This is a genomic window from Lacrimispora sp., from assembly GCF_032078915.1.
GTDB lineage: Bacteria > Bacillota > Clostridia > Lachnospirales > Lachnospiraceae > Lacrimispora.
Genome location: NZ_DAMAUN010000001.1, coordinates 1 through 12529, shown reverse-complemented (window position 1 = coordinate 12529; position 12529 = coordinate 1). Strand labels below are relative to the sequence as shown.

General features: G+C 46.5%; 10 protein-coding genes. 9 read left to right on the top strand and 1 reads right to left on the bottom strand.

Going from position 1 to position 12529, the window contains the following annotated elements; genetic code table 11:
- Positions 1-418: 418 nt before the first annotated feature.
- The 6 genes from RT269_RS00050 to RT269_RS00025 all read left to right on the top strand — a co-directional run bounded on the left by RT269_RS00050 (position 419) and on the right by RT269_RS00025 (position 7731).
- Positions 419-1084, top strand: coding sequence for a molybdenum cofactor guanylyltransferase (locus tag RT269_RS00050; protein ID WP_313179968.1), 666 nt, complete (start codon positions 419-421; stop codon positions 1082-1084).
- An 11-nt stretch (positions 1085-1095) separates the two neighbouring features.
- On the top strand, positions 1096-1902 hold the full coding sequence (locus RT269_RS00045; RefSeq protein WP_313179967.1) for a formate/nitrite transporter family protein: 807 nt from the start codon (positions 1096-1098) through the stop codon (positions 1900-1902).
- A gap of 17 nt (positions 1903-1919) precedes the next feature.
- On the top strand, positions 1920-2405 hold the full coding sequence (locus RT269_RS00040) for an NADH-quinone oxidoreductase subunit NuoE family protein (RefSeq protein WP_313179966.1): 486 nt from the start codon (positions 1920-1922) through the stop codon (positions 2403-2405).
- Positions 2406-2424: 19 nt separating this feature from the next.
- A complete protein-coding gene (locus RT269_RS00035) occupies positions 2425-3687 on the top strand; it encodes a complex I 51 kDa subunit family protein (protein WP_313179965.1) in 1263 nt (420 codons plus the stop codon).
- Between the two features lie 47 nt (positions 3688-3734).
- Positions 3735-6431 carry a formate dehydrogenase subunit alpha gene (gene fdhF / locus RT269_RS00030; RefSeq protein WP_313180161.1) on the top strand — a complete coding sequence of 899 codons (2697 nt, stop codon included), beginning with the start codon at positions 3735-3737 and terminating at the stop codon, positions 6429-6431.
- A 91-nt stretch (positions 6432-6522) separates the two neighbouring features.
- Complete coding sequence (locus RT269_RS00025) at positions 6523-7731, top strand: molybdopterin molybdotransferase MoeA (RefSeq protein ID WP_313179964.1); 1209 nt, start codon at positions 6523-6525, stop codon at positions 7729-7731.
- 2 nt (positions 7732-7733) lie between these two features.
- Here the strand turns inward: RT269_RS00025 and RT269_RS00020 are convergent, their stop codons facing one another.
- Positions 7734-9020 carry a M18 family aminopeptidase gene (locus RT269_RS00020; RefSeq protein ID WP_313179963.1) on the bottom strand — a complete coding sequence of 429 codons (1287 nt, stop codon included), beginning with the start codon at positions 9018-9020 and terminating at the stop codon, positions 7734-7736.
- Positions 9021-9302: 282 nt separating this feature from the next.
- Here RT269_RS00020 and RT269_RS00015 point away from each other — a divergent pair, with 282 nt between their 5' ends.
- From RT269_RS00015 to RT269_RS00005, 3 genes are all read left to right on the top strand, one after another.
- Positions 9303-9800: a DUF5721 family protein gene (locus tag RT269_RS00015; RefSeq protein WP_313180160.1), complete on the top strand. Its 498-nt coding sequence runs from the start codon at positions 9303-9305 to the stop codon at positions 9798-9800.
- A 162-nt stretch (positions 9801-9962) separates the two neighbouring features.
- On the top strand, positions 9963-11966 hold the full coding sequence (gene htpG, locus RT269_RS00010; protein ID WP_313179962.1) for a molecular chaperone HtpG: 2004 nt from the start codon (positions 9963-9965) through the stop codon (positions 11964-11966).
- A 168-nt stretch (positions 11967-12134) separates the two neighbouring features.
- Positions 12135-12425, top strand: coding sequence for a sulfate transporter (locus RT269_RS00005; RefSeq protein WP_313179961.1), 291 nt, complete (start codon positions 12135-12137; stop codon positions 12423-12425).
- Positions 12426-12529 lie beyond the last annotated feature (104 nt).

Here is a 12529-nt window from a genome sequence, read left to right as displayed (position 1 = left end):
ATAACACGTTCCTAACATGGGTACAACATGGAAAACACGGGGAAAATCGGCGAAAATTCGTGATATATTTAACAAAATAACTTTTCGATGTTAAGGACAGCATCGCTTCCGCTGCCGCGTGTGCAGAATACTTTCTCTTAATTTTTTTTGTTGAACCAGTAAAAAGTCAGGCATTCTGTGTTTCAATGGCACAATTATAAATATTGCCTGAAAAAAGCAAGGAATACGACGAGAAGAAATTGAGAAAAACATAACAAGAAAAAAATAAAATAATACACATTTATATATTATAAACAAAATAATATACAACCGTTATACTTATTTGTACATATTGACATATGCTCAATGGAGTGTTAATATAAAAAACAACCTAAAAATATTTTATTACCTAAAAAAATTTTTTAGATATTAATGTCCGGTGAGTTTCATAAAAAGAGAAAAACAGGAGGTGATTTCTTTCAAAAGTGCAGATAAAAAAATTGAAAATGTAACGGCCGCTATTTTATGCGGAGGCAAAAGCCGGAGAATGGGTTTTGACAAGGCATTTTTGATGGATGACGAGCAGTATTTGCTGCTGCAGACAGCGGGGAAGCTGCAAAGCCTGTTTGAACAGGTGGTTCTGGTCAGCAATACAAAAGCCAAGTTTGTCGGCCAGCCAGATTTTACAGAGTTTCGCATATTAGAGGATCGTTATATGGAAAAGGGTCCCATGGGCGGGATAAGTACTGCTTTAGAGCAGGTTCAGACGGAATATGTTTTTATTATGGCCTGCGATATGCCTTTACCGGATATTGGGCTGATCGGCCGGATGTACCGGAAGCTGGAAGAGGAACAGGTTTTGGTTTGCAGTCATCAGGGGAAATTAGAGCCTTTGCTTGCCTTTTACCATAAGTCCTGCCTTCCTGTTTTTAAAAAGCAAATGGAGATAGGAGAGCTCAAGCCTCGCAGTGCTTTTCCGGCCCTGAATGTGGGGCTGTATTGCTTAAGCGATTCGGAAATGAACGCTACCGTAAATTTAAACACACCGGAAGATGTACAAAATTGGAACCAGAAAACAGCAAAAAAAATGAATGAAGTTACATAGGGGGGGGGAACATGGGTTTTTTTAGTCCGGCAGAAGTTTTGGATATTTTGGGAGATAAGGCCCAAATAAAAAAGAAGTTGTCTTTTATGAAATTGTTTTTACTTTCCATTCTTGGCGGTTCCTTTATCGCAGAAGGCTTTTTAGCCTGCATACGTGTACAGGGAACGATGCCTGCCCAGTGGGGGAGCTTTGCAACATTTCTCGGAGGCTGCCTTTTCCCCATGGGGCTCATGGCGATTGTGCTGGTTGGAGGAGAATTAGCCACCGGAAATATGATGACCATGGCCATCGGTTTGTTCCAGAAGAAGATCTCTATTTGGGATTTAACTTATAACTGGGCGGTGGTCATGGCTGGGAATATGGTTGGAAGTATGATCGTCGCCTACTCGTTCGGTCATTTTGTGGGACTGACGGAAGGAGCCTTTTTGGCAAAAACCATGGCGGTAGCTAACTCTAAGATCAGCGATCCGCCTATGGTGGCACTGGTTTCTGCTATCGGCTGCAACATTTTTGTCTGCATGGCTGTATGGTTTGCGACCAGCGCCAAGGGTTTTACCGCAAAGATGGTGGGAATGTGGTTCCCTATCATGATTTTTGTGGTCTTGGGATTTCAGCATGTGGTGGCAAACGCTTTTGTCATTCCGGCAGCAATCTTTTCCGGTGAGTCTTCGATCACGTGGCTTAATTACCTGCAGAATACGGTGTTTGTCTTTATCGGCAACGCCATTGGCGGAGCACTGTTTTTTGCCCTTCCCTGCTTCTGTATGTATGGGCAGAAAGAGAATGTCAAAACGGAATATGAAGTAAAATTAAAATGAAAGAAAGGGTCATTGCAATGGATACAAGAGTAAGGGAAGAAAAGCTGAGGATCATCCGGCAGGATGGAGCAAAGCAGGAAAACATTTTGGAAATTTTAATTGATCTTCAATTTGCTTCGGAAGAAGGTTATATTGACAAAGAAACTGCGGCCATGGTGGCAGAAGAGCTGCATATGACCGAAACCAGGGTATATGAAATTGTAAGCTATTACGCCATGTTAAAAGATAAACCTCAGGCTAAATATGTCTTAAAGATCTGCAACAGCTCGCCCTGTCATTTCTCCCGCTCGGAAGAGGTGTGTTTATCCTTGGAGAAAAAGCTTGGCGTACCCATGGGTAAGATGACAGATGACGGTCTTTTTGCCTACCACTATATTCCATGTGTGGGCGCCTGCGACATTGGTCCGGTCATTAAGATCAAGGATACGGTATTTGGAAATCTCAGCGACGAAAAAATATCTGCTTTGATTGATGACCTGCGCAGAGGCAAAATAGCCGTATAGGCTGAAAGGGGGAAACACAATGGCAATGAAAGAACCGGTCCTTTTAAAACGAGTGGGAAAAATGACGGATTCCACTTCCGTTGATGAATATATAAAATACGGCGGTTTTGCAGCACTGCAAAAAGCCGTAACAATGGACAGGGAGGATATTTTAGGAGAACTGGATACCGCTTTGCTTCGCGGAAGAGGCGGAGCAGCCTATCCCTTAGGCCGTAAATGGCGCCACCTATACGGCAGCACCGATACACCCAAATACATCGTCTGCAATGCTGACGAGGGGGAACCCGGCACCTTTAAGGATAAGCTGCTGTTAGAAAAGGATCCTCTCAGCATTATTGAAGGCATGCTGATCGCCGGATATGTCTTCGGTTCCAACGACGGTTACATTTATATCAGGGGGGAATACCGCCACATCCAGGCAGTGTTCCATCAGGCGGTAAGCAACGCTATGGCAGCCGGATATCTGGGAAATAAGATCATGGGGATTGACGGGTTTGACTTTCATCTCCACATTGTTTCCGGCGGCGGCGCTTATGTCTGCGGTGAGAACTCGGCGCTTCTTAATTCGGTGGAGGGAAAAACCGGGCGTCCAAGGGTGAAACCTCCCCATCTGGCTGATGTGGGACTTTACCGAAAGCCAACGCTGGTCAACAATGTGGAATCCTTCGCCTGTGTTCCGGCTGTTATCAATATGGGAGGAGAAGCATTTTTACAGCTTGGCACAAAGGATGGGGGCGGTACCAAGCTCATCTGTTTATCCGGGCATATTAAAAACAGAGGAATTTATGAGATTCAGCTTGGTACGCCCCTTGATGAGATACTTTACAGTGAGGAATACGGAGGCGGCACCTCTACAGGGAGGCCCATTAAATTCTGCCATTTTGGAGGTCAATCCGGTGCCATCGGAACCAGCGGGCAGATCAGGGGCTGTCTGTATGATTACGGAGATTTCTGGTCCCATAAGCTGTCCGTGGGATCCGGCGCCATCGTGGTGATGGATGACAGCGTAAGCGTTGTGGACTATATCACAAGTGTTATGGAATTTTTTGTCCATGAGTCCTGCGGCAAATGTACGCCCTGCCGGCTGGGAACCACGCGGCTTTTAGAACTGCTCCAGAATTTTCAGCGTCATAAGGGCAGGCCGGGGGATCTTGAAAGACTTGAAAAGATGCTGGAACATATTACTTATTTGTCCGCATGCGGACTTGGCCAATCGGTATCAGTTTCTGTGAATTCTGCCTTAGCCGGCTACAGAGATGAATTCGAAGCCTGTATCAGTTAATGGAGAAGGAGGAGAATACTGTGTTAGAAACAGAGAAAAACAACTCTATGATTGAACTGGAAATCGACGGGCACACCATTGCCGTACAAAAGGGAACCACCATTCTGGAAGCCTGTGAAACACTGGATATTGAGATTCCAACTCTTTGTCATATGAAAGAACTGGCACCGGATGGTTCCTGCCGGATGTGCGTGGTGGAAATCGAGGGCGGGCGAAAGGGAGGGCTGGTCCCTTCCTGCTCCGAGCACTGTGTTCCTGGAATGAAAGTATCCACCAGATCGGAACGGGTGGTAAAATCCCGGCGCTTTATCCTGGACCTCCTTTTGAGCAATCATGTGCTCAGCTGCTTTGACTGCGCATCCAACGGGGAATGCAGGCTCCAGGATTACTGTCTGGAATACGGTGTGGAAAAAACCAGCTTCCCCTATGGAAAGAGAGTAGGGACGTATGAAACGGACAGCAGCAATCCTTTCTTTTCCTTCCATCCAGAAAAATGTATTATGTGCCGGCGCTGCACCAGAGTATGTCAGCAGCTGCAGGGGCGTGATGTCATCAGCGTTTCCAACCGCGGCTTTGATACCCGCATGAGCCCCAGCTATCAGCTTCCGTGGAGAGAGTCCATTTGTGAATCATGCGGAAATTGTGTGTCAAACTGTCCCACAGGGGCTCTTTCCTCTAAAGATCAACAGAGGCATTACAGAGCCTTCGAGGTTAAAAAGATACGGACTACCTGTCCCCATTGCGCTACAGGATGCCAAATGGATCTTTTGGTGAAGAATAACCGGATCGTAGGGGTTGATCCTGCTGACGGACCGTCAAACAGAGGACTTTTGTGCGTAAAAGGCAAATTCGGCTCCTATAAGTTCATTCATTCCGGAGACCGTCTCACTCATCCTCTTATCAAACGCGACGGAAAATTTGAGAAGGCCAGCTGGGACGAAGCCCTGGACTTAATCGCCAGCCGGTTTATAGAAATAAGAAAGAATTATGGAGCGGATGCCAATGCCGGCTTTTCCTGCTCCCGGGCTCCCAATGAGGACAATTATGTTTTCCAGAAAATGATGAGGGCCGCTTTTGGAACCAACAATGTAGATAACTGCGCAAGAGTCTGTCACTCAGCCTCCGTCCATGGCCTTGCTGCGACCCTGGGTTCGGGAGCCATGACAAATCCCATCCGGGACATTACGGAGGATGTTGACCTTATTTTACTCATAGGCTCCAATCCTACTGAAGCTCACCCTGTGGTCGGCACACAGATCCGGCAGGCAATCAGGAGGGGCACGCAGATTATTGTGGTGGACCCGCGTAAGATCGATTTAGTTAAGGATGCAGTCATTCATATGCCCATCAAAGCAGGGACCAATATCGCTTTTGCCAATGCAATGATCCATGTTATCATAGGGGAAGGCCTTGCGGACATGGACTATATTAGGGAACGGACCGAAGGATTTGAAGAACTGGCTGAAATCGTGAAAGATTATACGCCGGAAAAGGTTGCAGAGATCTGCCATATTGATGCAGAGGATATCCGCAAAGCCGCAAGGATGTACGCCAAGGCGAAAAAAGCTCCTATCATTTACTGCCTGGGCGTCACAGAGCATTCCACAGGAACAGAAGGTGTTATGAGCCTATCCAATCTGGCCATGGTGGTCGGGAAAATAGGAAAATCAGGCTGCGGCATCAACCCTCTCAGAGGACAAAACAATGTACAGGGCGCCTGTGACATGGGTTGTATGCCCTATGATTTCCCGGGATATCAAAAGGTGGCAAACAAAGAGGTCCGGGAAAAATTCGAAAGAGCATGGGGAGTCCCTTTAAGTGAAACCACCGGACTCATGTCCACCCAGGTGCTGCCGGAAGCAATAGAAGGGAAGATCAAAGGGCTCTATATTTTCGGAGAAGACCCCATGGTCACGGATCCGGATACTGGCCACGTTGCCAAGTCCCTGGAAAGCCTGGACTTTCTTGTGGTGCAGGAGCTGTTTATGACAGAAACGGCCCAGTATGCTGATGTGATACTGCCTGGAACCAGCTATGGGGAAAAGGAGGGAACCTTCAGCAATACGGAACGCCGGGTGCAGAGGGTACGCAAAGCGGTGACTCTGGAAGGAGAAATGCGCCTGGACACGGATATCTTTTATGATGTGATGAACCGCATGGGATATCCCTGCGGGAAAAAAACAGCGGCTGAGATCATGGATGAAATCGCCAGTGTAACTCCGGCCTTTGGAGGCATCAGCTTTGAGAGGCTGGACCGGGGGGAAACACTTCAGTGGCCCTGCCTGGACAAAGAGAGCAAAGGAACTTATATCATGCACGTTGGTAAATTTTCACGGGGCCTTGGATATTTTTATCCGGCAAAGTACCGGCCGTCCAAGGAACTGCCTGATAACGATTATCCGTTTATGATGGTCACGGGCCGCATGCTCTACCATTACAACACCAGAGCCATGACAGGCAGAACCGAAGGCTTAAATGAAATCTGCGGAGATTCCTATATTGAGATCAACCAGGGGGATGCAGCCATGCTGGGAATTAAGGACGGAGACAAAGTCAAAGTATCCTCCCGCCGGGGTGAAATTGAATCCAGGGCGGTGGTAGGAGATAAGATGATGCCTTCCGAAGTATTTATGACCTTTCATTTCGCAGACGGAAATGTTAATAAAATCACGAATTTTGTGATCGATGATATCGCCCGCATTCCGGAATACAAGGTCTGCGCGGTGTCTGTAAAACGAGCTTAATCCTGTGATTAAGAAAAGGGGCTGCAAAATATGCTATTTCGCAGCAGCCCCTTTATCCTTTATATCGTTATATTAGGAGGGAGGAGCCTGATTGATTGAATTAGAAGAAGCCGTTAACCTATTGGTGAACAGCGTTAAAATAGAAACAAAAACAGAAAAGCTGGACATTTTATCTGCCTATGGAAGAATTTGCGCAGAGGATGTGACAGCGCCTTTCCCTGTCCCCCATTTCCCCAAATCAGGAATGGATGGGTATGCGGTCAGAAGCCAGGATACAAAAGGTGCTTCAAGGGAAACGCCAATCCAATTTAAAGTGGCTGGAGAAATATGTGCAGGGGATTATCTTTCCATCCAGGCAGAACCTTGTACGGCGGTTCGGGTGATGACCGGTGCCGTGGTGCCGGAGGGCTATGACTGTGTGATACGCCAGGAAGATACGGACTATGGCCAGGAACAGGCAGAGATCTATGTGGAGGGAAGACCCTGGCAGAACTATTGCAGGATCGGAGAGGACTTCCAGGAAGGAACGTGCATGATCCCCCGCCGGATCCGTTTGAGCGCAGGGCATATCGGCGTTTTAGCCAGTATGGGAATCCGGGAAATTACGGTGCTTAAAGAGCCGGAGGTGGGCATAATCTCAACGGGAAATGAGCTTGTACCGCTCACCAGTCCCTTAGGAAAGGTGGGGGTGTATCCCAGCAGTGCCTATGCCATCGCTGCCCAGCTGAAAGCTCAGGGAGTCCAGGTTCCTTTTATGGAAATCTGCCCTGACGATGCCAGGGGTTTTTCCCGCATGTTGGATGAGAGAATCGGCCAGGCAGATGTGATTATCACAACCGGCGCTCTTTCCGTGGGCAAGAAGGACTTTCTTCCGGAGGCACTGGAAAAAATGGGGGCCGAACGGCTTTTTCATGGAGTGAATATGCGGCCCGGTACGCCTGTCATGGCTAACCGGTACAAGGAGAAGCTTATCCTCAGCTTATCCGGCTATCCCTTTGCAGCCATGGTCAATTTCCGGCTGTTCTTCTGGCCTGTCATGGCCAGGATGGTTGGCGATGATTCTCTTTCCTGGAAAAAAATAAGACGTATGGTGGTAGAGGGAAATGCCAATGCGGCAAAAAGGAGGCGGTTTGTCCAGGCATTCAGCGATGAGATGGGCGTCCATATCTTTGACAGAAACCACCATTCCTCCGTTTTATCCGAAATGCTCCGTTCAAACTGCATCATTGACCAGAAACAGGGATCGGTTATTTCGCCGGGGGATATGGTGGATATTCTCTATTGGAAGCAGGATCGGTAAAATTATGCCTGGAAAAAGGCCTCTGCCAGATGTACAAGGGCTTCCTGGTCTTTCGTGCCCATGACTTCCCTTGCGGAGTGCATGGCCAGTATGGGCACGCCTGCATCTACCGTCCGCATGGTAAGAAGGGCGGAAGAAATGCTTCCCAAAGTGGAACCGCCTTTCACATCGGAGCGGTTGGAGAACTTTTTATAAGGAATATTATTTGTTCGGCAGATTCCTTCAATGACTCCGGTGCTGGAAGCGTCGGTGGCGTAGGCCTGACTGGATGCCAGCTTAATGGCGACTCCGTCTCCCATGAGAATCTGGTTCTTAATATCGCATTTTTCCCCGTGGTTGGGGTGAATGGCATGAGCCACGTCCAGGGACAGCAAAAAGCCGCTAAGCAGAACATTTAGGAACGTTTCCCTGGTATAACCCAGAGATAAGCAGATCTTTTCAAGAATGCGTTCCATCAGGGCGGAAGCAGCTCCCTGCTTGGTATGGCTTCCGATTTCCTCATTGTCGTACAGGGCGATGGCATGAATGCCGTTTTTGCATGGTCCGGCCATGATCCCGCTTAAGCAGGCCTGTACGGATGTTAAGTTATCCAGGCGGGGAGAAGAGTAGAATTCATTCTGTAAGCCTAAGAGAGTCCCCTGCTCCCAGTTATAGATACAGATCTCATAATCCAGAATATCTTCCTTTTTAACACCTGCCTCTTTTGCCAGAGCTTCTAAGAAAAAGTCTTCCTTACTTAACTCATCCGTGATCCGGGTTATGAGGGGAAGCATGTCTATCTGTGCATTGATGGCAACTCCATCGTTGGCATCCCGGTTCATGTGGATTGCCAGGTTGGGAACCGTAAGGAGGGGACGTGAAAAGTCCACAAAGATGGTCTCAGGCTTCATGGGAGATGCTCCGGCTACGCAGACCTTGCCCGCCATGGATAGGGGACGGTCAAACCAGGTTCCCAGCAGAGGACCACCGTATACCTCCACGTTAAGCTTACCGTATCCCAGAGAAGTGATCTCAGGGGAGGGTTTTACCTTCAGGCATGGCCAGTCCGTATGGGACGCTGCCAGCTTAAGGGCCGGTATTTCACCCAGCTCTTCCCCTACGGTAAATGCGACCAGGGTGGAATCAAAGACATTTATGTAGTATGACCCGCCCTGTTGTAACTTCCAGGGTTCAGCCAGGGACAGTTCCTTAAATCCTGCGGACAATAGCTGGTCCGCTGCCGCCATAATGCAGTGGTATGGAGAAACGGATGCGGCGATCAGTGTCTCTAACTGCTTGATATGATTCATATGGTTTCCTCTTTTCTGCCCATGCTTTTTGGGCATAATGGTATGGCCGAAGGGCGCTTCCTCTTTTCTGCCCATGCTTTTTGGGGCGTGGTGCTGTTAGGGTAAGTCCACAGTGCAAGCCAGGGAATCCTGTTTTGCACTGCTCATTGCTTACGTGAATAAGTATACCACAGAAAAAAACTGTTTGGAATAGCGAAGATCGTGGGAATTCCTGCGTTGACAGTCTGGGAGGATCCGGTGTATAGTAAACGGATAGAGATTATAAAATGGGGAGAAGTTGCCATGATCGCACTGAAAATTGAGGACCTAAAGCTCTTTACCTCCAAGCTGTTCGTAGGAGAAGTGTTTGACCAGTTCCTTGCTAAGGAAGCTGTTATTGTTACCTTTAATACATTTACCATCGATGGAACTATCCGTTCCGCTTATTACTCCAAAGAGGAACTGGAGGAAATGAATACGGGACAGCTTTCTACCTGGGCTATGATGAAGCCTTTTTGTTTTTCATTAATTAAAGGAAAAAGACTTCCTGTCAGTTTCCGGATCATTCTGCAGATGTCAAAGGAAGGTACAGAGCGCTTTCTTGCCTCCCGCCAGATTGCCTTTACGCCTGATCAGGTGAAGGGACTGTATCTAAATATCCGCTATGAGGAAGATAAGCTTTCCTGCGTGACAGGAACCTCGGTTTCTGTCTTTACCCTTGATAAGACTCTGGATGAGGAATGGGATCAGGCGTTTAAAGGATTTTTAAAACAAAATGAGATTCCGTTTCTGGAGGAATAGAATTATTAGCACTCAGTTTAATTGAGTGCTGATTTTCTATTGACATTTCCATAACAGCGTATTAAAATATTCTTTGCAGGTATGATCCATACGTTTACAATTTGTGAAAATTCCATGGAAACATGGAACTGAAATAGAAAAAAGAGTAAGGAGTGTTCTAATATGGCAAAGACAGGAAGTTTAACAATTAACAGCGAGAATATTTTCCCGATTATCAAGAAATGGCTGTATTCCGACCATGATATTTTCTACCGGGAGCTTGTTTCCAATGGCTGCGATGCGATTACAAAGCTTAAGAAGCTGGAAATCATGGGAGAATGGCAGAAACCGGAGGATCTGGATTTTAAGATCGAGATCATTACAGATTCCAATGAAAAGTCCATTACCTTTAAGGACAATGGCCTTGGAATGACCATGGAGGAAGTCGATGAGTACATCAACCAGATCGCTTTCTCAGGCGCCCAGGATTTCCTTGAGAAGTATAAGGACAAGGCCAATGAAGATCAGATCATCGGTCACTTCGGACTTGGTTTTTATTCCGCATTCATGGTAGCTGACAGGGTTACGATTGATACCTTATCCTATAAGGAAGGCGCTTTAGCGGTTCACTGGGAGTCTGACGGCGGTACGGAATATGAGATGGAAGAAGGGGACAAGACAGAGTCTGGTACCACCATTAAGCTGTACCTCAACGAAGAAAGCCTGGAATTCTGCAATGAGTACCGCGCAAAAGAGGTTCTTGATAAATACTGTTCCTTTATGCCGGTGGCGATCTATTTATCCAGTTCATCTTCAGAGCCTCAGTATGAGACCATTGAAAAGGATGAGCTGACCGATAAGGATACTGTTATCGAAACCATCCTCGAGGAAGCAAAGACCGAGGAAAAAGAGAACGAAAATGGTGAGAAGGAAGTCGTAGAGGTATCTCCTGCCAAAGAAAAATATAAGATTAACAAGCGTCCGGTACCTGTCAATGATATCAATCCCCTGTGGAACAAGCATCCCAACGACTGCACAGAGGAGGAGTACAAGTCCTTCTACCGCAAGGTATTCAATGACTACAAGGAACCCTTATTCTGGATTCACTTAAATATGGATTATACTTTTAACTTAAAAGGAATCCTTTACTTCCCCAAGCTGAATTTAAATTATGACAGCCTGGAGGGAACCATTAAGCTGTATAACAGCCAGGTATTTATTGCTGATAATATTAAGGAAGTTATTCCGGAATTCCTGATGCTGTTAAAGGGTGTGATCGATTGCCCGGATCTGCCGCTTAACGTATCCAGAAGCGCCCTTCAGAACGATGGTTTTGTGAAGAAGATTTCTGACTACATCACAAAGAAGGTAGCGGATAAATTAACCGGTATGTTTAAAACAGACCGTGAAAATTATGAAAAATACTGGGATGACATCAATCCATTTATTAAATTCGGCTGCTTGAAAGACGAAAAGTTCGCGGAAAAGATCAATGATTCCCTCCTGTTTAAGAACCTGGACGGCAAGTATTTAACTCTTTCCGATTGTCTGGAGGAGAATAAGGAGAAGCATGAGAACAGCGTATTCTATATCTCCGATGAAAAAGAGCAGAGCCAGTACATCAACATGTTTAAAGAGGCAGGCATAGATGCGGTTTATTTAACCCATAATATTGACAGTCCCTTTGTAGGCTATCTGGAACAGAAGAATGAGAATGTTAAGTTCTTATGCATTAATTCTGATTTATCCGACATCTTCAAGGAAGAAGTAAAGGAAGAAGATAAGGAAGCCATGAAGGCAGATGCAGAGGCTTTGACTGAACTGTTCCGCAAAGCATTAAATAAAGAACATCTGGAAGTAAAGGTGGAGAAGTTAAAGAACGGAAATGTATCTTCCATGATTACCGTATCTGAGGAATCCCGCCGCATGCAGGAAATGATGAAGATGTATACGATGCCGGGAATGGATCCTTCCATGTTTGGTGCAGGCGGTGAGACCCTGGTTCTTAACTACAACAATAAGCTGGTGCAATATATACTGGGACACAAAGACGGAGCCCACACAAACTCCATCTGTGAACAGCTTTATGATCTGGCAGCTCTCAGCCATGGTTCCCTGACACCGGAGCGTATGACGAAATTTATTACCAGAAGCAATGAATTGATGCTTGTGATGGCAGAGGAATAGAACGCGGATCCTTGGATTTAGGGATATCTTTTTTCGCCCGATTGTGCTATATTAGATACAGCGATTTAAAATTGGCAGGGGAAAATACCTTAGGGGGGAACCTGCCCCCGCTGTATTGGGCAAGTATCTATTACCCAGATGGCACGGGCATGGAAAGGAGAAACTTTAATGAAGGAAAAGACTATGAAGGTGAGGAAGGCGATGCTGCGTCTGATGATTGCTCTCATGCTGGGAATATTCGCAGGAGCTGTACCTGGAGCCGCATTGGTGTCTCACGCCGAGACAGTTGCTGCTTCAGAGGCCAACCTACCGGCAGAGGGAACATCTGAGGACTTTGGAGTGACTTTTTTAATATGGTTTTTCGGGGGACTTACACTTCTGATCCTGTTTGTTGTCGTAGTGGTCGTTTGTTCCAGCATAAGCGCAGTAGGAGTATTTGATGCGCAGGGAGAGGAATAATATCTGATGGTAAGATAAGGACTTGTACCTTGGAAGGTTCCCGGTATAAGTCCTTTTTTATGAAAAATTTTATTTTTGCATCATTAAGATTCATTCCCATAGCA

Coding starts and splice junctions, on each gene's coding strand:
- RT269_RS00005 (WP_313179961.1), top strand. CDS start 12,135: ATGAAGGAAAAGACTATGAAGGTGAGGAAGGCGATGCTGCGTCTGATG.
- htpG (WP_313179962.1), top strand. CDS start 9,963: ATGGCAAAGACAGGAAGTTTAACAATTAACAGCGAGAATATTTTCCCG.
- RT269_RS00035 (WP_313179965.1), top strand. CDS start 2,425: ATGGCAATGAAAGAACCGGTCCTTTTAAAACGAGTGGGAAAAATGACG.
- RT269_RS00015 (WP_313180160.1), top strand. CDS start 9,303: ATGATCGCACTGAAAATTGAGGACCTAAAGCTCTTTACCTCCAAGCTG.
- RT269_RS00040 (WP_313179966.1), top strand. CDS start 1,920: ATGGATACAAGAGTAAGGGAAGAAAAGCTGAGGATCATCCGGCAGGAT.
- fdhF (WP_313180161.1), top strand. CDS start 3,735: ATGATTGAACTGGAAATCGACGGGCACACCATTGCCGTACAAAAGGGA.
- RT269_RS00020 (WP_313179963.1), bottom strand. CDS start 9,020: ATGAATCATATCAAGCAGTTAGAGACACTGATCGCCGCATCCGTTTCT.
- RT269_RS00045 (WP_313179967.1), top strand. CDS start 1,096: ATGGGTTTTTTTAGTCCGGCAGAAGTTTTGGATATTTTGGGAGATAAG.